This is a genomic window from Psychrobacter sp. 1Y11 (genome assembly GCF_052259045.1).
Lineage (GTDB): Bacteria > Pseudomonadota > Gammaproteobacteria > Pseudomonadales > Moraxellaceae > Psychrobacter.
In genome coordinates this window covers 20,325-43,305 of sequence record NZ_JBQQER010000007.1, presented here as the reverse complement: position 1 = coordinate 43,305, position 22,981 = coordinate 20,325, and the positions used below count along the sequence as shown (strand labels likewise).

The window sequence follows — 22,981 nt, the reverse complement described above, 5'->3', positions numbered from 1 at the left end:
TGGCCAAACGTTTTAACCCATTAATGTGGTCACAAACACGATAACCACTGCGATTGGCGCTACAAACTTGGAGATAATCTGCCATAGCGTCCACGTACCATTAGACAGACCAAGCTCTTGCTGAACACTGCGCTGATCCATCTGCCAGCCAAGGAAGATAATCGCCGCCAGACCCGTAAGTGGTAGGATAAACTTACTGGTGAGCTTATCTAAAGCATCAAAGATACCGTTGCCCATGATCGTAAAATCAGCCCATAGGTTAAACGACAACAAGGCTGCGATACCAAGTAGCCAAATCACAATACTCGCCACGATGGTCGATACTGTACGGCTCATCGAAGTACGCTCTTCTAAAAACTCCACCGTCGGCTCAAGTAGCGAAATCGATGAAGTGATAGCGGCAAAGGTAATCAATAAGAAAAACAAAGTACCGATTATCGTACCTGCGCCCATGCTACCAAAGGCAATTGGCAAGCTGACAAAGATAAGACCAGGGCCTGAGGCAGGATCTAAGCCATTGCTAAAGATAATCGGGAAGATCGCCAGACCAGCGGCCAAAGCAATCACGGTATCCAAGATAACCACTGTACGGGCGGTCTTGAGTAAGTTAACTTCACGGCCCAAATAAGAGCCATACGCAATCATAATGCCCATACCGATAGATAGAGTAAAGAACGCATGACCAAGCGCAGCAAGCATCACGTCTGCAGTCAGCTTGCTAAGGTCTGGAGCAAATAGGTAAGCAACCGCTTCACCAAATCCTCCATTCATGACGTTATAACCGACGATGACAAACAAGATAAGACCCAATAATGGCATTAACACCTTGGCGGTTTTTTCGATACCACTTGTCACCCCTATACCGACGATGATAGCCGTCAGCACCATAAACACAGTGTGCCAAATGGTCAATGTACCGGCTGAGGCCAGCATAGCATCAAATGTCGCACCAACTGCGTCGCCATCTTGGCCAACAAACTCACCTGAGGCGATTTTGGTGATATAGTTTAGCGCCCAGCCACCGATGACACTATAAAACGATAAAATTAAGAAACCGCCCAAAATACCTGACGCACCTACGATACCCCAGCTGCGTGACTTGCCTTGGCTGGCGGCCACATCAGCAAAGGTATTGACTGGGTTTTTTTGTCCGCGGCGACCGATCAACCACTCAGCGACTAGAATCGGAAAACCTACTAACGCGATACAGAATAAATAAGCGATAACAAAAGCGGAACCCCCACTTTCACCGACCATATATGGAAATTTCCATATATTTCCCAACCCAACTGCCGACCCTACCGCTGCTAGCACGAAGCCAAAGCTTGAGCTCCATTGTGCGTGTTGTTGTTTATTCATAGCCATCTTTTCCGTCCTCTTGCTTCAATTAATACTACTGATAACCTTCCTTGATTATCATAAGCCGCCCATCATAATGCTTAAGCGAATTATTAAACGCCCCGATATGAAGCGTCCAGTAACATTAAGAAAAAATTGTTTACAATACCGTAAACGCTCAGTTTCTGCTAAGCAACCAAAAAAGTCAAGTGCCCATAAATATAAAAAGCCATAACAATTGGTTATGGCTTTTTATCATTTTACCTATAACTAACAAGAGTTTGGACTATCAACAATCCTTTTTATCATAAATTGTGGCTAAGCCTAATCAATTGTCTACTAACCACTTAGCGGACGACACCGCGTTTGCTGTGCTCTAAAGAATCAATGAGTAGCTGGATTTTTGGCTCTTTGGGTAGCAGCTCATTTTGTAAAACCTCAAGCGCTTGGACAGTGGTCAGACCAGACCTAAAAACGACACGGTAAGCTTGACGTAAGACGTCGATAGTCTGTTTCGACCAGTCTTTTCGGCGCATGCCTTCTATATTTAGACCATGAGCGCCTGCCGGATTGCCCGATACCATAGTAAAAGCCGCCACATCTTTTAGAATAAGGCTCGCTCCACCGACTAAGCTGTAGTCATCAACGCGGCAGAACTGGTGAATACCAGAATTGCCACCAATGATAGTATGATCGCCGATGGTCACGTGTCCGGCAATGCCAACGTTATTTGCTAAGACATTGTGGCTACCAATGGTACAGTCATGAGCAATATGGGTATTGACCATCAGTAAGTTGTGACTGCCAATCTTAGTGATAGTAGCGTCTTGCGCGGTACCGCGGTGCAAACTACAAGCCTCTCGAATAGTATTATGATCGCCAATCTCAAGCCAAGTACGCTCACCGGCATACTTTAGATCTTGGGGATCTTCGCCTATACTAGCAAACTGATAAAACTGATTATGCTGCCCTATACGCGTCAACTTAGCCACTACCACATGACGATGCAAGATCGTGTGAGCGCCGATAGACACCTCATCACCAACGATACAATACGGTCCTATAACCGCCGTTTCATCAATAGTCGCAGAAGGTGAGATGAGTGCTGTAGGGTGAATCTGGCTCGCTGTAGGGTGAATCTGGCTCATAGTACAGGCCTTAGTATCATCTAATTCAATGGAATAATAAAAATAGCTAGCGCTGGTTTATCAGGGTTATTTCTCTTGACGAGCAATCATAATCTGCGCACTAACGGCTAGCTGCTGCTCAACGTGAACCGTACAATCAAACTTATAGATGCCTTGCTTTTGCATGGTCAATTTAGAGCGAATAATAAGCTGATCTCCTGGGATCACTTGGCGTTTGAAGCGCACTTTATCTACTCCTGCAAACAAGTATAGATAGCCATCTTCAGAGGTTAGGCCGGCACTAATAAACCCTAAAACCCCAGAAACTTGCGCCATAGACTCTACCATTAACACCCCTGGCATAATAGGCTCATCAGGGAAATGGCCATTAAAAAACTCTTCGTTAATGGTGACATTTTTTATACCCGTGATCCACTCGCCAGGTTTACAAGCAGTAATCCGATCTACTAACATAAAGGGATAACGGTGCGGCAAATAATGCTTCAAATCGTGATAAGTCAGCGGTAAAGTCAGATCGTTTGTTGCTAACTTATCGATATCTTCATCCGTTAATTTATCGAAATCAATGGCACTCATAATGGGCTTCCTTGCGGTACTCGCAATTAAAATACAAATTAAAAACGTTCACTTCTAAAATAGTTACTTTTAAAAAACCACTTTTGAAATAATCAGTTTTGCTTAGACTGTTGTGTTAAAAATATCCGCTTAATCATTACCCATCTGGCGAAAACGTACCGCCGCCCGTCGCCATTTGGCTGTTGGCATCGCTGCTGTACCAGATGAATACGAGCCTGAGGTTTTAATCGACTTTGTCACCATAGTCATGCCAGATAAAGTCACATCATCAGCAATCTCAATGTGACCGGTGATACCGACAGCACCGCCAACGATACAGCGCTTACCAAGACGAGTGCTACCAGCGATACCGGTATGAGCGGCAATAGCAGAACCAGCGCCGATATGAACGTTGTGCGCTATTTGGACTAAATTATCGATAATCACATGATTGCCTATAACCGTATCATCAATAGCGCCGCGATCGATACAGGTATTGCTCCCTATTCGCACCTGATCCCCAATGATCACACGCCCTAGCTGAGCAATACGCTCCCAGCCACTGTCACTAGGATCTTTAGTTGGGGCAAAGCCAAAACCCTCTGCTCCTATACTAGCGCCGGCATGTACTCTGACGTGACAACCTATGATACAGTTGTGACCGATGACTACTTGTGATTTAAAATCACAGCGCTCGCCAACACTAGTATGTGCCCCAATGACTACATGAGCATCAAGACAACTACCCGCGCCTATTTGTACCTGCTCACCAACCACACAAAACGGCCCTATACTCACCCCTTCACCGATGATGGCACTATCAGCAATGCTTGCTGTCGGGTGTATAGTCCCAGTCGCAGGCTTGGGTTCAAATAACTGAGTACTACTAGCATAGGCTAAATAAGGGGTAGCAACGACTAAAGCGATCGTCGGTGCGGTGACAGCCTCAGCATGCGGTTCGCTGACTAGCACCACTCCAGCCTCACTAGCTGCAAGATAAGAGAGGTATTTCGGATCCGCCAAAAAGCTGAGCTGCGTGCTGGTCGCGGTCGCTAAACTCCCGACGCCACTAATTTCAAAATCAAGCTGCTCAGGGTTTAGCGCAGCCTTATTCAGGACTGGTTGGCGCTGCTCAATTTGAGTAATGAGATGCTCAATCGTAGTCATAGTCAGTAACACTGCTAACAATATATTAAAAATAGGCACTAAGCTAAGATGTGCTAAAGGTTTAGCTTAATAATCCGTCCTACCCCTTCGTTTTAGAGCTGACATGTTAGCCAGCTCTAAATAAAGCAGTTATAGTAGCGACTTAAAAGGTACTACCAATTTGGAACTGGACTTTTTCAGTCTCATCGCCTTCTTTATCGCCAATAGGTACGGCATAGCTGATAGAGATAGGCCCGATAGGCGTGTACCAAGTCACGCCAGCACCGGCGCTAAAGCGTAGATCGTTGTCTTGCGTCAATAATGGCACTTTTTTAGTTTTGTCTGGGTTATTAGGATCGCTGAGATCAGGCAAATTATCTGAACCAGTATTTGGATTGACGAAGTTGCGATCTTCTCGATCGGTAGTATCAAAGACTTGTCCGCCTTCTGCGAATAATACCGGACGCACTTGATCTGCCCAATCGCCTTTAAATGGCATAGGTAAGATGAGTTCAGCACCAAAACTTGCTAACGCATTACCACCGACTTCTTCGTCTCTAACACGGTTCACACCGTTAATCGCATCGATGTAAGCTTTTGATCTAGGGCCTAAGCTTGAAGCCTCATAGCCTCGTACTGAGCCATAGCCGCCAGCATAAAAGTTTTCGTAAAAAGGCAGGTCATTACCATAACCAAGCTTAGTATAGCCGCGGGCGATCACATCTTTATAGACCGGATAATAGACGTTACCACGATAAATTGCTTTTTGATAATTGGCATCGCCAAAGCCGATAGTCGCATCCACGCTATGGCTCATGCCCTTCGTGGGAAATACGGGACGATCTAGCGTGCTATAGTCCCAGCCAAGTAGTAGGTTATAGCTGGTATAGTCATTTTTGAAACCTGTACGCCCAGAAAGTTCGTTTTCTTCATTGACGAAGTTCTCAAACGAGCCACCATTTTCGAGGATTTGATCAACGTTGGACACACCAAGGAAGCGTCCGCCGCGTACTGAGGTATTATCGACGTTGATACCGGCGCTCACGCGCTTGGTTTCATCAACAGGATAACTATAATTCAAAGTAGCGCCGTAAGAGTCAGTAACATAGTTACTGACGTTTCTATCATCGAATTTGGTCTCGCGGTAATAAGCACTGACCCCTTGTGAGACGCCATTTTCAGTGAAATAGGGATCGGTATACCCTAAGCTATAAGAGTCGCGTGTCTCTGAGCGTGAGAGCGCGGCATTGACGCGGTTACCCGTACCCATAAAGTTGTTTTGAGTGAGATCTAACTGAAAAGTAATACCGCCGCTTTGCGAATAACCAGCAGCAATAGTTGAGCTGCCTGAAGGTTGCTCTTCAACGGTATAGTTTACGTCGACCTGATCTGGCTGATTAGGCACTGACTTAACATCAACGTTGACGGTCTTAAAAAAACCGGTACGCAGTAAACGGGTACGCGATAGCTGAATTTTTTCGTTAGAGGCCAGTGAGCCTTCTAACTGACGCATCTCTCGGCGCAGTACTTCGTCTTGGGTTTTTATGTTGCCGTTAAAATTAATACGGCGCACATAAATAGGTCTTACCGGATCGATATAATAGTCAACATCAACGATTTTAGTGTCGTCATTGATACGCGGTACAGGGCGAATTTGCGCTAGATAATACCCTTCGTTGCCATAGCGATTTTTGAGCGCGGCGGTAGTCGCATCGAGCTTCGCTTGTGAGTACTGCTCATCAGCATTAAAAGTTACAAGCTCACCTAGCTCATTGACATCGAATTTGGGCTCACCTAAGAAGCTAATATCGCCGAACTGATACTGATCGCCTTCGGTTAAGCTGACTTCAATAAAAACACTTTTTTTATCTTCGCTGATATTGAGTATCGCATTGTCGACGTTGAAGCGCACATAACCATCGTTTTGGTACAGCGCTTTTAGGTTTTCTAAACTCGCGGCTAGCTTTTCTTTGGCATAGCGGTCTGACTTAGAGATGATATTCGTCCACGAAGTTTCTTTTACTGCGAATACATCCTTAATCTCTTCATCACTAAAGTGCTTATTACCAATAACATTGATATCGACCACTTTGGCAGCTTTGCCTTCGATAAAGCGTACATCAAGCTTGACCCGATTACCATCGAGCAAAGTCTGATCCACTTCGATACTGCTGTTGTAATAGCCTTGGGAGATATACTGCTGCTGTAGCTCATTAGCGACACCTTGCAGCGTCGCTTGCTTGAGGACGTCGCCAACTGATAAGCCAGCATTTTCTAGGCCTTGCTCTAGGCCTTCTTTGGGAATGAGCTGGTTACCCTCAAAATTAACTTCGGCAATGACAGGGCGTTCAATGACATCAAAGGTCAGCTGATTGCCCTCAACACGGCTTTGGATGTTTGCGAAATTGTCGGTAGCATATAAAGCTTTAATACTAGCCGCTAAACTGGCATCGGTAACCGTATCACCAACGTTGATCGGCAACACTGGATAAAGACTAGCGGGAGTCAGGCGTTGTAATCCAGTGAAACCAATGTCAGTTGCCACAAAATCTGCCGCTTGTGCAGAAACACTCATCATTGCTACCACTAACGGCAACCCAGCCGCGCTCATAAGTAAAGGCGTACGCATAAATACTATCCGTCAATAAAAAACTTGCTTAAGTTAAGGTAAAAAGCATATTTTGTCTATCTCATTGAGACCTTGCCTGCGACTCGATAAGATAGAATTAGAACACTTTATATAAAACGCATCATAAAATAAACTAAAAGTTACGTTAAATAAAGCTTAGCTATTATGAGTATTGTTTATTTCTATTTGTATAATGTTAGGTACAATCCTGCGCAGGCGTTAGTGTAGCGCATTTGGCTCGACATGTCGCGCCGCGTTCGCTTAAAACAGCCGGCTAATATCATTACCAATCGCTAACACCATGAAACCTGCTAGCAAGAGTAGGCCTATATTTAAACCGGCGATTTGCACCCCTTCTGGTAGAGGTTTGCCTCGTATTAGCTCGATAACGTAATAAACGATATGACCGCCATCCAATATCGGAATGGGTAATAAGTTCAATACCGCTAGGCTGAGGCTGATCAAAGCGGCTGTAGATAGCACCATCTCCCAGCTGATATCGAAGCTTTGCTTAGCGACCTTGGCAATGGTGATGGGACCGGATAAATTATCTAACCCTATCATACCTGAGAGCATTTTCCCCATCGAGCTGACTGTCATTACCGCTAATTGTTCGGTTTTCTCAAACGACTTTACTAGCGACTCACCGGGCCCGTAAACGACGGTGTTTTTGTAGACTTCAGGGATGACGATATCAGTCTTAGCAACCATCGCGCCAATCTGCCCATAGCGATTGCCTAAATTGTCTTTTTTACCTTGCGGCATGATCTGTAGCTGCAGCGAAGTACCATCACGCAGTACCGTAAAGTTGAGCAATACCTCTGGGCTATCACGTATGATACGCGTGGCACTGATCCAATCGTTGATAGCTGTGTCGTCGATAGCGGTAATCTGATCGCCAACCTGCATCCCCTGCAAACTAGCCGCACCATCAGAAGTTAGAGCGCCAATGACAGGTTCAATAGTCGGCTGCCACGGTAGCGTGCCAAAGCTGGTCAGCGCATCTTTGCCTTGCGCTTGCCCTTGCATAAAATTAGTCACTGGCGCTTGATAAATGATTCGCTGAGCGCTTGCCGCCTCTGTTGCTTGCGATTGTAGCGTGACACTCACGTTATCGGTCTCGCCCATGCGACTGGCTAAGCGGTAGTTGATGTTTTCCCAAGTCTGCACTTCATGACCGTCGATAGCGACAATCTTCTCACCCGCTGGTAACTGCGCCGTAGCGGCTGGCGTGTCGGGTAACACTTGCCCGATGTTAGTCGCTAGCTGCTCTGAGGGCGTCATAAATAACACCCAAAACAAAGCAATGGCGATGATGAAGTTCATGATAGGGCCAGCGGCGACGATAGCTATTTTCTTTAAGGGATGCTGACGATTAAAAGCCAAATGCTGCTCATGTTCAGCCACTTTACCTTCGCGCTCGTCAAGCATCTTGACATAGCCACCAAGCGGCAAAGCAGAAATTCGGTAGTCTATGCCGCTACGTTTACTCGTCCAACCAGTAAGCTTGGGCCCAAAACCAATAGAATAAGTCAACACTTTGACGCCGCACAGACGCGCGACGATATAATGCCCCCACTCGTGCAAAGCGATTAAGGGTCCTAGTACAAATATAGCGGCAAGCAGCGTTAATATAAATGTCATAGGTGGATCTCAACTTAGGTATAGATTTGAGGCGAACTCAAACCATCTGGCCAATAAGCGTCTGCGTATAGCGACGAGCAGCCTCATCAATAGCTAAGATATCATCGATACTAGCATCGGCAGCTAAGGTAGCTACATCGACTTGGCTGAGCGCTTGCTCATTGATATCCGCTATGTCAGTCAAGCGCACCCGCTTTGCTAAAAATGCGGCAACCGCGATCTCATTAGCCGCATTCAACACAATAGTCGCCTGAGTCCCTGCCTGCATCGCTTGCCGTGCCAGGCGCAAACAAGCAAATTTTTGCAGGTCTGGAGCAATAAACTCCAAGGCATTTAGCGCAAATAAATCTAACGGCTGTGAGCCACTATCGATACGCTTAGGGTAACTGAGGGCATGGGCAATGGGCGTCTTCATATCCGGGCTACCCAGCTGGGCCAAGTAGCTACCATCGTTATATTCTACCATTGAGTGAATGATACTTTGCGGATGAATCACCACGTTTATCTTACTCTCCGGCAAATCAAACAAATAACAGGCTTCAATCAGCTCCAAGCCCTTGTTCATCATTGTCGCTGAATCGACAGATATTTTTTGACCCATCGACCAATTGGGATGTTTAACCGTCTCAGCGACTCCCGCTTGCTGCATATGTTCAAATGAATGATGTAAGAAGGGTCCGCCAGAAGCCGTCAACCAAAGCTTACGTACCCCGTGATAAGACTGATGGATCTGAGTACTATCCTGCTGAATAGTCGGCGGCAGACATTGAAATATGGCATTGTGCTCTGAGTCAATCGGCAGCAAAGTGGCATTGTGGGTTTTAACCAGCGAGATCATCACTTGCCCGGCCATGACTAATGCTTCTTTATTGGCTAATAAAATACGCTTGCCGGCACGTGCGGCTGCTAGCGTCGAGGCCAATCCCGCTGCGCCAACGATAGCTGCCACCACCGTATCTACTTGACTATCTGCAGCGATATCATCAAGACCTGTAGCGCCGCCAACAACCTCAGTGTTGAGTCCTGCCTGCACAAGCTTCGCGGCAAATTCATCGATCTTATCTACAGGCACACAAACACGCGCAGGGTTGAACTGTCGGCACAGCTGTAGCAGTTTATCTAAGCGCTGATGACCGGATAAGGCGTAGACTTCAAAGTCGTCGCCATGCGCCGCTAAGATAGCTAAGGCGCTATCTCCGATAGAGCCAGTCGCGCCAAGTACAGCGATGCGTTGTCTGTTAGTCATAAGCTGCGGTGCCTATAGTGTTATTAAAAGTATTATTAAAATAAGTAAGAACAAAAAAGCGAACTAAACTAGCTAAACGATGAGCAGACCAAGCTGCTGTAGACCTAAAAACCCTAAGGCAAAGATAGGCGTCGCAGACAGTAACGAATCGATACGATCTAGTATGCCGCCGTGACCTGGCAGAATAGTTCCTGAATCTTTGACCTTGGCACGGCGCTTGAGCATCGATTCAAACAGATCACCTAACACGGATATCAAAATAGTCACTACAGATAAGGCTACAAAAGCCAGTAGTGCTGTACCGGTCAATTGCAGCATAAACACGCTAATACCGATAACAACCAATAAGCCAGTGACCACTCCGCCTGCTAATCCTTCCATACTCTTATTTGGGGAGACATTTGGCGCCATCTTACGTTTGCCAAGCTTACGGCCGACGAAGTAAGCGCCGCTATCTGCGCACCAGACTAGTAAGAACACATACATCAGCCACCAAGGCGACTGCTGCCATAAAAAGAACATGGCAGTAATGGAGGCAACTAATATCACCATCCCCATAATCGACAACCTACGACCATACCAACTGGTATGGGTAGGAAACTTGCTCACCCAAGATAAGGCCATCAGCCATATTATCAAAGAAGCTGTCCACCATAATACCCATGTCATTGGAAATACGAGTGAGATGAGCGTCAGTGCTAAAACGATCAACACAAAAACCGTCGGTTGACGCCATTTCGGCATGAGCTTGGTCCATTCATGGGCCGCAATCGTCACGCCAATAGCCAGTAGCGGCGCAAAGAGTATAGGCGTTTGGCTTGCAAATAGTGCAATACCTACAATGATAATTAAGACGACTGCTGTTCTAATCCGTTGCCACATACCAATCAAGCCTTATACTAGTTAAAGAGTACTCTAGGGGGTATAGGGTATCCGAGAGACGACAGACACGGTTTATCGCGTGCCAATTATAACGAGATAACGGAGAGCTATCACATTATTTGAAGCTCAAGCTTCAAAGACTAGTTTGCATAGCCACCTGCTCGCTAGTTTTACCAAAGCGGCGTTGACGTTGACTAAACTCCCTTAGCATACCATCAAGCTCACTTGCGCCAAAATCTGGCCATAGTGTTGGCGTAAAGAACAGCTCAGCATAGGCGGACTGCCATAACAAAAAATTAGAGAGTCTATACTCACCGCCTGTCCGTATCAGCATATCAACAGCTGGAGCATCAGCAAGCTGCACATGCTGAGTCAGTAATTCCGCACTAATTTCATCAGCGTTAAGCTGTCCAGCTTGTACTTGCCGAGCAAGTTGCTGCGCGGCATGAGCGATATCCCATTGTCCACCATAACTGATGGCAATCACTAAAGTCATAGCCTCAAAATGCGCCGTCTTATCCTCAGCATCGCCCATCAATTGCTGCAGATTGTCATCAAGCTGGCTTCTATCGCCAATAAAGCGCAAGCGAATACGGTATTTATTCATCCGCGGCAGCTGCTCATGAATAGTTGAGGTCAATAGACGCATCAGTAATGCCACCTCAGCTGCAGGACGTTGCCAGTTCTCACTCGAAAACGCAAACACGCTAAGCACCTCCACCCCAACCTCAAGACAATGCTCGACGATAGGGTCCAAAGCGTCTTTACCGGCGACATGCCCCTCACCTTGACCTAAATCATTGGCCCGGCCATAGCGATTATTGCCATCCATAATAATGGCGATATGACGAGGAAGTATAGAGGTTGCGTTACTATGATTGCTATGATTAGACATTTTGGAGCCAGTTTGATTGGAGTGTTTGAGCACTGTGATAAAGCGCTGCTTAACAGTATGGTGTTGACGATTGAGCTTACCTAAATTTTCTATAGCCTAAAATCACTAGAGCCGTCACTGATAGAGCCATATCATCCGTCATAACACCTGTCTTTATAACAGACTTTATCAAAGACAGCCTAATAAACAGGTTAGTAATAAAAAACTGGCACTCTAACAATTAGTGCTTGATAGATGCCAGTTTAAAGATGCTGCTTAATAGCGATGCTAATTCAGACTTAAAACATAAAGATACTAATCGATTTAAACTTCCATCAAATCGCTTTCTTTTTTGCTTAAGCGGCTATCAATGGTCTCGATATACTTATCAGTGATTTTTTGGATATCATCATTAGCGCGGCGCTCATCATCCTCTGAGATCTCTTTTTCTTTGGCTAGATCTTTGATGTCATTCATCATATCACGGCGAATGTTACGGATAGAGACGCGGCTGTTTTCCGCTTCGCTACGAGCCAGCTTTTGCATGTCGCGGCGGGTCTCTTCAGTCAGTGCAGGCATAGGCACACGAATCACATCAGCACTCATTGGGTTGAGCCCCAAATCGGCTTCGCGAATGGCCTTGTCTACAGCTTGCACCATAGTACGGTCAAAGGGCTGAACGAGTAAGGTACGAGAGTCTTCAACGTTGACGCTAGCGACTTGGTTCAATGGCGTATCCGCCCCATAATAGCTGACCATAATCCCTGATAGCATACCAGGGTGAGCGCGGCCAGTACGCACTTTACTAAAAGTATTATCAAGGGCCTCTAGCGTTTTTTTCATGCGCTCTTCGCCGTCTTGTTTGATTTCTTTAATCATCATATTTCCTTAATTTATTTATACGACAATGGTCATAGTTACTTATTTTGAAGGTATACGGTTATAAATAGTGGACTGCCGGTTAATGATAGACACGAGTGCCTTCATTTTCGCCCATGACGACATTTAATAATGCGTTAGGCTTAGTCATATCGAACACTTGTAGCGGTACATTATGCTCGCGGCATAGGGCAATAGCGGTCAGATCCATCACCCCAAGCTTTTGCTCGAGCACTTCATCAAAGGTGAGGCCATCGTATTTAGTCGCGTCGCTATGCAGACTTGGGTCTTTGTTATAAACCCCATCAACCTTAGTCGCTTTTAAAATGAGACCGGCTTCGATCTCAATACCGCGCAAGCAGGCGGCGGTATCGGTGGTGAAAAAAGGATTACCGGTACCGGCCACAAAGATACAAACCTCGCCGTTCTTAAGGTAGCGAATGGCATTACGGCTGCTGTAACTTTCAGTGACTTCGCCAATAGGTAAAGCCGACATCAAACGCGTTTTAATATTGCGGCGCTCAAGCGCATCACGCATCGCCAGGCCATTCATCACTGTCGCGAGCATCCCCATCTGATCGCCTGTGACTCGGCCCACAAGACCCTCTTTTTGTAATTGGGCGCCGCGGTATAGATTACCGCCACCAACGACGATACCGACTTGCACCCCAAGGCCACGTAAATGAGCAATGGATAGACTCATCTTATCGAGTACCTCAGTATCGATACCCATGTCTTTGCCGCCCGCTAAGGCCTCGCCTGATAGTTTAAGCAAGATACGCGAAAAACGGGGATTTTTATCAGACATAAGAGCACCTTTTTATCATTAAATATTATCGTTAAATTACCGTCAGAACTGTCATCAAGTCGCCAATAGCCTGATCAGCAGAGCAAATCAGCTAAATTGCGCTAATTGTAGCAAAAACTATCCCTTATTGGGCAATTTTCATTCACCGCCTCTGTCATTACTCATGACAGCTATACGCTTTTATTTAGCCTTAGCCTTGAAAGCTTGCAAACAAATCATATTCGCTCGCGTCATCGATAGTTACTGTCAAAAATTGCCCCACTTGCACCCTAGCGTCAATATTGTCGACATAGACGTGACCATCAATTTCTGGCGCGTCCGCGTAACTGCGGCAGATAGCGATATTTTCTTCAACGTCAATCTCATCGACCAACACTTGCAGCGTCTTACCGATTCTCTCTTGTAGCTTTTGCGCTGAGATTTCTTGTTGTAGTGCCATAAAGCGCTCGTAACGCTCTTGTTTAACCGCCTCAGGAACGGGGTTAGGCAAGTCGTTAGCGACAGCGCCTTCAACTTCTGAATAAGTAAACGCGCCGACGCGGTCTAGACGGGCTTCAATCAGCCAATCGAGCAGACATTGAAAGTCCTCTTCGGTCTCACCTGGAAAACCCACCACAAAGGTTGAGCGAATGACAATCTCAGGACAGATCTCACGCCACGCTTTGATACGCGCCAAGGTGTTTTCGCTATGCGCAGGGCGTTTCATAGCCTTTAGAATCTTATGACTGGCATGCTGGAACGGGATATCAAGATAAGGCAGTAGCTTACCCTCACCCATCAGCTCAACCACTTTATCGACGTGCGGGTACGGATAAACGTAATGCAAGCGCACCCAAATGCCTAGCTGATTCAGCGCTTGACACATATCGTAGAATTTGGATTTGAGCGGCATACCGTTCCAAAAGCTGGTCTTGTATTTGAGATCTAATCCGTAAGCTGAGGTATCTTGCGAGATAATAAGCAGCTCTTTGACGCCTGCGTTTTTTAGCGCTACCGCTTCATTCATCACCTGATCAATGGAGCGCGAAACTAAGTCACCGCGCAGACTTGGAATAATACAAAAAGTGCAGCGATGATTACAGCCCTCAGAGATTTTAAGATAAGCATAATGGCTTGGCGTCAGCTTGATGCCTGCTTCATCGATTAAGTCGATTTTGGGATTGTAATCTTTATCTTGCTCTCTATTAGGACGCGGCACATGCTGGGCAACAGCAGTAATGACCTCGTCATAAGCATGCGCGCCGGTCACCGACAATACGGCTGGGTGCATGGTACGGATTTTGTCCGCTTCTTTGCCCAAGCAGCCGGTGACGATAACTTTGCCATTTTTACTGATGGCTTCGCCGATAGCGTCGAGCGACTCTTGTACTGCCGACTCGATAAAGCCGCAGGTGTTCACTACGACTAAATCAGCGCCGTCGTAATCACTTGCTACTTGATAGCCATCGCGGCTCAGCTCAGTGATAATACGCTCGCTGTCAACCAAAGCTTTTGGGCAGCCTAAAGATACAAAACCGATTTTGGGCGCAGTGACAGGCGAGCTGGCGCTAACCTCAGCAGAATGCATACTGCCGCTTTGCTCGATGCTACGGTTTTGGTTGTGATTGGCCTTGTGGTGATAAGCCTTATTAGTAATAGGCGCTTGGTCAAGACTTTCGTTACTAGGCACTTGCGTAGGATTAAATAGGGTCGCGGTATTTTTTAGAGCGGCGTTAGCTGGCGATACCGTTACCGAATCGGCTAAAATAGTATCATCTGATGGCATAGAATTTTTGGACATAGCTGACCTTGCTTGAGATAAAATGGCTGAGCGCATTGTACGTTTTTTTTATGATAACTGCTAGTTTTGCCATGCTATGCTGTTGATTTATGGTTAAATGTTGCTGATTAAACCATAAAGGTGCAAAACATCGCACCTCTTTACTTATTAGGCAGTATCAATGACTACAAACTCAGTACCCGCAGCGACTGTGCCCGACTTAGCCTTTATCTCCCAGCAGCTATTCACCGCCGTCTTCTGGGTCGATGGCTCATTAGATATTGAGTGGGTGAATGCTCAGGTAGAGCAGCTACTGGCCATTAGCCGCGGTAGGTTACTGGGACAATCCATACTCAAACTACTTGCGCCCGAAGAGTTAGAGCGTGCAGCTACAAGCTCATCTATAACGACGGTTCACACTCCAAATGGCCCACTGACTGAGCGTTTTTATCAAGCACAGCAGTATCAGCAGCCTTTTGTTACTCATGATCATACGATAAATTCTTCTTCTAACAGCCGTGCGGCACTACTCGTAGACTATAGCGTGACTCCGGTGATTTATCAGGATAAACACTACTTTATCATTGAAATGTGGGGCAAAGATCGACAAAGCCGCATCACGGATGATCAGCGCCAACAGCAGCAATACGAAGTCGCTCGGCAAATGCTGCGCTCGGTTGCTCACGAAGTCAAAAACCCGCTCGCAGGTATCCGCGGTGCCGCGCAGCTACTCGAGCGCCAATTCAATAAGCTTCAAAGCATCAAAGACTCACTACGCAATGAAAGCAATACTATAGAGACTGATGACAACACAAAAAGTAATGCTCTCAGCGAAAAACTGCACGCTTATACCGATATTATTATCTCCGAGACTGATCGCTTAACGCAGCTTATCGGTCAGCTGTTAGGTTCTAACCAGCCTGCCCATTGGCAACTGCTTAACATCCATCAGCCCTTAGAGCATGTTTTGGCCTTAGTCTTTAGTCAATATCCCGAAGTGAAGGTGCAGCGTGATTATGATTTATCTCTGCCAGAGCTGACAGCCGATAGAGATCAGTTGATTCAAGTGTTTTTAAACTTGCTTAATAATGCTTGCGAGTCGATGACTGAGCATGCGCAGCGACAAGGGAATCCTAACTATCAGGCGCAGCTAGAGATTCAAACGCGTATCGCTTTTCAGCACACTATCGGTCAGCAGCAGCATAAGCAAGCACTGCAACTCTCCATCACTGATAATGGCGGCGGCATAGAGTCAAACTTGCTCGGACAGATATTTTTCCCGATGGTGACGAGCCGCGCGGCAGGTACAGGACTTGGTTTATCGATTGTGCAAGATATTCTCAGCCGGCATCATGGTATGATTGAAGTCAGCTCTAAACAACATGAGAAGGGCAATTCAACTTGCTTTACGCTGTACTTACCTTTTACTCAGCCGTTGAACTAACTTGATTTTATAAATTATGTCTACTGCTAATAACGATGAGCTACATAACACTATGACCACTCTTGCTACCTTATGGCTTATCGATGACGATGCCGCGCTACGCTTGGTATTAGCCGATACTTTCACCGAAGCCAATCTAACGGTTATCAGCTTTACACAAGCGCAAGCGGCATGGACGCGCCTCAATGAGGTGTTACAAAAGCGCGCGTCTATCTCTGAGCTACCTGATGTTATCTTGACCGACATTCGTATGCCGATGATGGATGGTCTGTCATTCAGCGATTGGGTGCATAAGCACTTTCCTGAGCTACCTATCGTCATTATGACCGCGCATTCAGATCTAACCTCAGCAATTAACAGCTATCAGGCAGGCGCTTTTGATTATCTAGCCAAGCCCTTCGATTTAGACGATGCCGTAGCGATTATTTATAAAGCGCTCAGCTATCAGCCGAGTGGCGATATTCATCAAGAAAGCTTAATTGAGAATAATACGGCTATAGACGAGGCGCCTATAGAATCAAACCCTACTCAGAACACCAACAAACAGCAAGAGACTAAGACTACTAGCAAGGCCAAGAGCAAGCTTACTTCTAAGCCAAGCGTCACTACCAATCCGAGCGGCATCATCGGGCAGTCGCAAGCCATGCAGACGGTATTTCGTGCTATTGGTCGTTTGGCACATTCGCCGATTACCGTGCTTATCACCGGCGAGTCGGGCACGGGCAAAGAGCTGGTGGCAAGCGCCCTACATCAACACTCACCGCGCGCTAAGCACCCTTTTATCGCGCTAAACATGGCGGCTATTCCGCATGATTTGATTGAGTCTGAGCTGTTTGGGCATGAAAAAGGCGCTTTTACCGGAGCAACGACTCAGCGCCAAGGCCGTTTTGAGCAAGCCGATGGTGGTACGCTATTCTTAGATGAAATCGGTGATATGCCGTTTAGCACCCAGACGCGACTACTGCGCGTGCTCGCGAACGGAGAGTTTTACCGAGTCGGTGGTCAGCAGCCTGTCAAAGTCGATGTGCGTATTATCGCTGCCACCCATCAAAACCTAGAGCAGCTCGTCCAGCAGGGCAAGTTTCGTGAAGATTTATTCTATCGTCTCAATGTTATTCGCCTGCCACTACCGCCTCTGCGCGCTCGCCGTGAAGACATTCCGGCCTTAGCCAGTCATTTTATGCAGCAGGCGGGCGAGCAGATGAACACCACAGTCAAACAGTTAAGTCCTGATGCTCTGCGAATTATGCAAGACTTTGACTGGCGCGGTAATGTGCGCCAATTAGAAAATGTTTGTCTTTGGCTGACGGTTATGGCGGCTGGGGATACGGTGCTTACCCATGACCTACCTCCTGAGCTGCTAGCTCAAAGAGCGCCGGACTCAGCGTTTAGTGATAGCTTTCAAGCCACTCTTGCCCCTCAACCGTCTCAGTCTGCGCAAACCTTAGATAATACTTCGCCTATCCATTCGCATACCCATACAGCGGTCACTGAGACTCCAATTAGCTGGCAGCAAGCCTTAGCAGACTGGGCTAAGCAGTCTTTGCAAGCAGGTGAAACTGATATTCTACAGGCAGCGACCCCAGAGTTTGAGCGGGTACTCTTGAGAGCCGCGCTTAGCCATAGTGGTGGTCGCAAGGTAGCTGCGGCTCAGCTATTAGGTTGGGGCCGCAATACGTTGACACGCAAGCTCACACTGCTCGATGTATCAGAGCCTAACCCTGCTACAGAGGATTAAGCAAGTCTTTGATAAGCTTAGCCTTCCTATAAGAGAATCAACAATTTCCACTCCAGCACCAAAAAAATTAAATTAATTTGCAAAAAGGGGTTGCCAAAACTGCGAAACTCTATATAATAGCCAACCACTGAGACGCACTACCGAATCAGTTATCTGTCTGTCAGAGGTTTGAATTTAAGCGCTGACGATGATAGAGTAACGATAATGGGGCTGTGGCGGAATTGGTAGACGCACCAGATTTAGGTTCTGGCGCCGCAAGGTGTGAGAGTTCGAGTCTCTCCAGCCCCACCATTTTTCGATAGTTCTTCTCAAACCGTATTTAACATTAAGCCTGCTTTTTAGCAGGCTTTTTTGTGTTTGCAGATTTATTTTATAGTTCCAAATCTTTCAAAACCTCATCCATATTGAAGTAACGCTGCCCTACTCGCTTAGCCATAGCTTTCATAACAACATCATGATAATTATTATACTGAGAAGGTAATTTTGGAACAGACTGCTGACAATGCTGAATCGCCCAGTCTTTTAGCGGCTCACTAGTCGACGACTCAATAGCGTAAGGTCGCGCGCCCGCTAAAATCTCATACATCAGAACCCCAAAAGCATAAATATCACTTTGCACTGCCCCGCCCTGACCTTGCCAGCGTTCAGGCGCAAGATAAGCAGGCGTGCCTGCGCTATTTTTAGCTTGCATATTGTTTTTAGGGCTATTGTCAATTGGCTGCGCTAAAGCAAAATCCGTTAATAGTAAACTCAGCTCTTCATCATTATTGATTAATAGATTACTAGGCTTAATATCGTTATGCAGCCATCCTGCTTGATGCAAACTATCGATAGTTTTTGCCGCTTGCACGATCAGCTGGTGCTTTTGTTGAAGGGTTAGTGACTGCTTGAGATGTTGCGCTAAACTGCCTTGTAAGTAATAAGGCATAGCTAGCAAAGTTAACCACTGCTTTTGCTGTAATATGTTTAAACTCAATATTTCGTAGGCTAGAATTGGCGGCGCGATAGCGTTTTCATTAGCGGTTTCATTGCTACTTTGCAGACTGTTCAGTATTCTTAAAACTCCTATTTCATGATTTAATGATGTTGAATCTAACAAGATATCAGTGCTAAGTTGCCATTTTATCATCACCTCATTAAACTGCTGATGCACAGCACGGCTTAAGCCTTGATAGGTTTTTGCAGAATCGTTTTGTTGGCTAAGCCTTTGATGCACTATATCAAGATAACCTAATTGCGCAAGCTCATGAGTTATCGTAGGTAATAGCTTGGCAGCCTGTCCCTGCAACCCTTGTTTTTTTGACCCATGACTTTCCTGATTTTTCATAGTAAAGTAAAGCCCTTATATTGCTATTGCCTGCATTAAATTTAACCTAAACGATTAGAATAACTATGTCTGAATCAAAGCCGTTCGATCACTACGCCCTACCCGAACCATTGCTGAAATTGCTCAACCAATATCTACAAGAGCGGGTCACGCCAACTATCCAAATTGACCCCGAACAGTTGGCCTATCGCTGGGTCGGTGGTCGTACAGGGCACCTTGAGCCGCTAGCGGTCAATCTGTTTTTAAGTTTAGACGATTTGCAGGGTATTGAGACGCAAAAAGCAAAACTGGTACAAAACACGCGTCAATTTCTTAAAGGCTTTCCGGCCAATCACGTATTAATGACCGGAACTCGCGGCGCTGGTAAATCATCGCTGATTCGTGCCCTGCTACAAGAATATTGTAGCGAAGGTTTACGTATTATTGAGATTGCGCGTGATGACCTACAAGTGCTCGATAAGATTCGCGCCGCTATCAATAAGCTGCCCGCTGACAGCCAGTGCCGTTATGTAGTGTACTGTGATGATTTGGCGTTTAATGGGCAAGATGAGAGTTATAGAGCGCTCAAAAGCGTGCTCGATGGTGCGCTTGACTCTGAGCAAGACAAGCTACTGGTATATGCGACCAGTAACCGTCGCCATCTATTACCACAATTGATGAAAGATAATATCAGTATTTATGATGGGCAGACCGATGAGGTCAACCCTTATGAGACCGTGGATGAGACCGTGTCTTTATCGGATCGTTTTGGTCTCTGGTTGTCTTTTCATCCGATGGATCAAAACACTTATCTTCAAATTGTGCAGCATTATCTGAGCTTAGAGCAAGCAATAATATCTGGCGCTTTAGAAACTAATAGCGAGGCTAAAACGAATACCATTAGCAAAGAAGATAAGCCTCTAGCTGATGATATCAGAGCCGCGGCTTTACGCTGGGCATCCGAGCGCGGCGGACGCTCAGGCCGAGTGGCTTATCAATTCAGCCGCTATTGGAGCGGTAAAGCGCAATTGGCTGCGGCTGATAATCAGGGCTAATTTTCGGAAATTTTGAGAGACTCATTTATTTACTAGCTTTTTTTATAAGACCTAAATACTGTACTGTGCTGTCAGGATGACTGTCAGATTTACGATCAGGCTTAGCAGTAACTGCTTGGCCTGCCACTAAATATTGCGCAAAGTCCTCGGCTAACCATAAATTACCTTGATAAAACGCTTCAGCTTCTAAGCGAAGATGACTCATATTAGCAGTATCGCTATTAGGATTATCAAAGTTCTGATAACGAGCGCTAAAATGAGTCAAGATTAAATTTTGTAGACCGCTGTCCTTCGCAAATTGCGCCACTTGTTGAGCGCTACTATGCATAGGATCAAAGCCTGCCTTGCTAGACATTTTGGCTAAAATACGTGCTTTTATCTCGTTGGTATAAGTCGCTTCATGTATTAGTAAATCCGCGTTTTTGACAGCCGTATTCAATAGCTCTGGTCTATCGTTATCGCCTGCCACCACTATTCGTGTACGCCGTTGGTTATTATACACATACTCTGCCGATAGTAGCTGCTGCCCATCTGCAAGGTAGACATCATGGCCCTGCTGCAATTGACCCCATAACTGGCTAGCAGGGATGCCCGCCGCTTTTAACTTATCCGTATCAAGCACCCGCTGACTAATCGTTTGTGTCACCCCAAAAGCATGTGAGGCCACCCGATGCGACAGCTTGGTGATATCAATCTCTAACTCATGCTGATTATCTAAAGCCAATTTTATTTTATCAGTCTGCATTTGACTACTGACAGTTCTCTCATTTGTATCATCACTACTTTGTTTACTGTCATCTGCAGCGATATTTTTATTGGACAAAATATCTTCTATCGCTATAAAGTCGATAGCAAAAGTAAAATGCAGCTCAGTGGTTGATTGTATGGCAGTAAGAAATGCATCGATGGCTTTGGGCGCAATAATGGTCAACGGCGCAGTGCGTCCTGACATAGCGATGCTTGCGAGCAGACCTGGCAGGCCATAGCAATGATCACCATGCACATGAGTGATACAGATAGCCGTCAGCTGATGCAAAGACAGTTTAGTCTGTAGCAGTTGCTGCTGAGTGCCTTCGCCGCAATCGATAAGTAGCCAAGGTCGTGATTTTTTGTGTGGCTGATTTTGACTAGAGAAGTAAGGATTTAGGCATTCGATAGCGAGCGCGGTGACATTACGCTGCTTAGTTGGTACTCCCGCTGAAGTGCCCAAAAAGGTCAGTTGTAGCATAGCTTACGGCTTACTCCTTAAAGTCAAAACTAAGGTAATTCACAAATAAACGTGCGTTTTCCTTCAATGATTTGCCCACCAATAGCGTAACATTCGTTCGCCATATTAGACTCGTAAGACTTCCAGCCACCATAAAAACTTGCGATACAAAGCAGCGCGACTAGTAGTTTTTGTCCCCAAGACTTTAGCGAGATTGGCTGCTGCTCGATAATCTCTTCCTCAAAAGGCTCGTTAGTCGTTTTATTTGGCTCTTTCATTATCTTACCTTTTTGCAGCGTTTAATTGTATTTTGCTATTACAAAGTCTACTAAATAGAAAATCATTTGCTAGTCATTATAATCAAAAAGCGCATCATCAACGAATTGAATGACACGCTTTTCACTTATACCTATAAAGCCATCTTGCTGGTTTTTAACCGCTTAGAAGTTCAGACGACCGCCCTTCTCTTCGCTGCGCTTAAAGGCCGGACGCTCTTCACAGCGTTTGAGCCAGTTTAGAATGTTGGCATATTTTTTTCTATTCAAACCTTCGCCTGCATTGGCGCCTAATATTGGCAGATGCATTTGAATATCGGCAGCACTGAATTCACTACCCGCAAACCATTGGTTATCTTCTAAATGCTTCTCCATCATCGCAAATATTGGATCTAGGCTTGATTTAATCATGCTTTTTTCGATCTGCGCTTGAATCTTTTTACTGACCGGTTTGATCAGCATCGGTGATTGCTGCACCACTTTGGTAAATACCAAACGCATCACTAGCGGCGGCATAACTGACGCTTCTGCAAAGTGCAGCCAAAAGGTATATTTCTCCCAAGCGGCTTCGTTGTCATCTGCAGGCTTAAACTGCTGCTCTTTATCATAGTGCTTGAGTAAATATTCAATAATGAATCCTGACTCTATTAGTGGACGTCCATCTACTTCTAATATTGGCGCATGACCTAGTGGATGTACTTCTTTTAGGCTATCTGGGGCGCGGTAAGCTTTGGTTCGATTATAACAAGTGAGCTGATAGTCAGCCCCCAATTCCTCTAATAGCCATAAAATACGAAAAGAGCGCGAGTTTTCTAGATGATGAAGATGCAACATAAATTCTCCTAATAATATTTTGATAAATTGAGCCAGCTGATGGATTGTGATGGTGAATGATATAGATACCAATGATTTAAAGTCTTACCACTTTAATATCATCATATCTCAGTCAATCCCCCTTTAACACCAGCAAAGTCTATTACAGTTACCAAAAATAATATCTAACCGGTCAAAGTTTCGCAGCCCTGGAGTTTATCTATAAATACTGTAT

At 45.8% G+C, this 22,981-nt stretch carries 19 protein-coding genes and 1 tRNA gene; 4 read left to right on the top strand and 16 right to left on the bottom strand.

Annotated features, from left to right (window positions below; genetic code table 11):
• Nucleotides 1–12: 12 nt before the first annotated feature.
• The 12 genes from ACTXGJ_RS07775 to rimO all read right to left on the bottom strand — a co-directional run bounded on the left by ACTXGJ_RS07775 (nucleotide 13) and on the right by rimO (nucleotide 14,716).
• Nucleotides 13–1,365: a sodium-dependent transporter gene (locus ACTXGJ_RS07775; protein ID WP_439274428.1), complete on the bottom strand. Its 1,353-nt coding sequence runs from the start codon at nucleotides 1,363–1,365 to the stop codon at nucleotides 13–15.
• A gap of 320 nt (nucleotides 1,366–1,685) precedes the next feature.
• The gene (gene lpxA, locus ACTXGJ_RS07770) at nucleotides 1,686–2,486 is read right to left on the bottom strand and encodes an acyl-ACP--UDP-N-acetylglucosamine O-acyltransferase (protein ID WP_443565595.1); all 801 of its coding nucleotides are present in this window, start codon (nucleotides 2,484–2,486) and stop codon (nucleotides 1,686–1,688) included.
• Between the two features lie 66 nt (nucleotides 2,487–2,552).
• Entirely contained in the window at nucleotides 2,553–3,062 is a 510-nt protein-coding gene (gene fabZ / locus ACTXGJ_RS07765) for a 3-hydroxyacyl-ACP dehydratase FabZ (protein WP_443565594.1), read from the bottom strand.
• Nucleotides 3,063–3,191: 129 nt separating this feature from the next.
• Nucleotides 3,192–4,208, bottom strand: coding sequence for a UDP-3-O-(3-hydroxymyristoyl)glucosamine N-acyltransferase (gene lpxD / locus ACTXGJ_RS07760; RefSeq protein WP_443565593.1), 1,017 nt, complete (start codon nucleotides 4,206–4,208; stop codon nucleotides 3,192–3,194).
• 142 nt (nucleotides 4,209–4,350) lie between these two features.
• A complete protein-coding gene (gene bamA, locus ACTXGJ_RS07755) occupies nucleotides 4,351–6,816 on the bottom strand; it encodes an outer membrane protein assembly factor BamA (RefSeq protein ID WP_443565592.1) in 2,466 nt (821 codons plus the stop codon).
• Nucleotides 6,817–7,077: 261 nt separating this feature from the next.
• On the bottom strand, nucleotides 7,078–8,460 hold the full coding sequence (gene rseP, locus ACTXGJ_RS07750) for an RIP metalloprotease RseP (protein WP_443565590.1): 1,383 nt from the start codon (nucleotides 8,458–8,460) through the stop codon (nucleotides 7,078–7,080).
• A 37-nt stretch (nucleotides 8,461–8,497) separates the two neighbouring features.
• Nucleotides 8,498–9,706: a 1-deoxy-D-xylulose-5-phosphate reductoisomerase gene (gene ispC / locus ACTXGJ_RS07745; RefSeq protein WP_443565589.1), complete on the bottom strand. Its 1,209-nt coding sequence runs from the start codon at nucleotides 9,704–9,706 to the stop codon at nucleotides 8,498–8,500.
• 72 nt (nucleotides 9,707–9,778) lie between these two features.
• Nucleotides 9,779–10,588, bottom strand: a complete 810-nt coding sequence (locus ACTXGJ_RS07740; protein ID WP_439243115.1) for a phosphatidate cytidylyltransferase — start codon at nucleotides 10,586–10,588, stop codon at nucleotides 9,779–9,781.
• Between the two features lie 133 nt (nucleotides 10,589–10,721).
• Entirely contained in the window at nucleotides 10,722–11,483 is a 762-nt protein-coding gene (gene uppS / locus ACTXGJ_RS07735; RefSeq protein WP_443565588.1) for a polyprenyl diphosphate synthase, read from the bottom strand.
• A gap of 303 nt (nucleotides 11,484–11,786) precedes the next feature.
• Nucleotides 11,787–12,341 carry a ribosome recycling factor gene (frr, locus tag ACTXGJ_RS07730; RefSeq protein WP_439243119.1) on the bottom strand — a complete coding sequence of 185 codons (555 nt, stop codon included), beginning with the start codon at nucleotides 12,339–12,341 and terminating at the stop codon, nucleotides 11,787–11,789.
• A gap of 82 nt (nucleotides 12,342–12,423) precedes the next feature.
• Nucleotides 12,424–13,149, bottom strand: a complete 726-nt coding sequence (pyrH, locus tag ACTXGJ_RS07725) for a UMP kinase (protein ID WP_439243121.1) — start codon at nucleotides 13,147–13,149, stop codon at nucleotides 12,424–12,426.
• 190 nt (nucleotides 13,150–13,339) lie between these two features.
• Nucleotides 13,340–14,716, bottom strand: a complete 1,377-nt coding sequence (rimO, locus tag ACTXGJ_RS07720; protein ID WP_443565646.1) for a 30S ribosomal protein S12 methylthiotransferase RimO — start codon at nucleotides 14,714–14,716, stop codon at nucleotides 13,340–13,342.
• A 373-nt stretch (nucleotides 14,717–15,089) separates the two neighbouring features.
• Here rimO and ACTXGJ_RS07715 point away from each other — a divergent pair, with 373 nt between their 5' ends.
• The 3 genes from ACTXGJ_RS07715 (at nucleotide 15,090) to ACTXGJ_RS07705 (ending at nucleotide 18,381) form a co-directional block, all read left to right on the top strand.
• Complete coding sequence (locus tag ACTXGJ_RS07715; protein ID WP_443565586.1) at nucleotides 15,090–16,352, top strand: two-component system sensor histidine kinase NtrB; 1,263 nt, start codon at nucleotides 15,090–15,092, stop codon at nucleotides 16,350–16,352.
• A gap of 16 nt (nucleotides 16,353–16,368) precedes the next feature.
• Complete coding sequence (locus ACTXGJ_RS07710) at nucleotides 16,369–18,090, top strand: sigma 54-interacting transcriptional regulator (RefSeq protein ID WP_443565584.1); 1,722 nt, start codon at nucleotides 16,369–16,371, stop codon at nucleotides 18,088–18,090.
• 206 nt (nucleotides 18,091–18,296) lie between these two features.
• Nucleotides 18,297–18,381: transfer RNA gene (locus ACTXGJ_RS07705), tRNA-Leu, on the top strand.
• A 79-nt stretch (nucleotides 18,382–18,460) separates the two neighbouring features.
• Here the strand turns inward: ACTXGJ_RS07705 and ACTXGJ_RS07700 are convergent.
• Complete coding sequence (locus tag ACTXGJ_RS07700; protein ID WP_439243127.1) at nucleotides 18,461–19,417, bottom strand: serine/threonine protein kinase; 957 nt, start codon at nucleotides 19,415–19,417, stop codon at nucleotides 18,461–18,463.
• Nucleotides 19,418–19,482: 65 nt separating this feature from the next.
• Here ACTXGJ_RS07700 and ACTXGJ_RS07695 point away from each other — a divergent pair, with 65 nt between their 5' ends.
• Nucleotides 19,483–20,451: an ATP-binding protein gene (locus ACTXGJ_RS07695; protein ID WP_443565583.1), complete on the top strand. Its 969-nt coding sequence runs from the start codon at nucleotides 19,483–19,485 to the stop codon at nucleotides 20,449–20,451.
• Nucleotides 20,452–20,476: 25 nt separating this feature from the next.
• Here ACTXGJ_RS07695 and ACTXGJ_RS07690 read toward each other — a convergent pair whose 3' ends face one another.
• The 3 genes from ACTXGJ_RS07690 to ACTXGJ_RS07680 form a co-directional block, all read right to left on the bottom strand.
• Entirely contained in the window at nucleotides 20,477–21,679 is a 1,203-nt protein-coding gene (locus tag ACTXGJ_RS07690) for a ribonuclease Z (protein ID WP_443565582.1), read from the bottom strand.
• Between the two features lie 29 nt (nucleotides 21,680–21,708).
• Nucleotides 21,709–21,936, bottom strand: coding sequence for a hypothetical protein (locus tag ACTXGJ_RS07685; RefSeq protein WP_443565581.1), 228 nt, complete (start codon nucleotides 21,934–21,936; stop codon nucleotides 21,709–21,711).
• A 162-nt stretch (nucleotides 21,937–22,098) separates the two neighbouring features.
• On the bottom strand, nucleotides 22,099–22,767 hold the full coding sequence (locus ACTXGJ_RS07680; protein ID WP_439243135.1) for a glutathione S-transferase: 669 nt from the start codon (nucleotides 22,765–22,767) through the stop codon (nucleotides 22,099–22,101).
• Nucleotides 22,768–22,981: the final 214 nt, after the last annotated feature.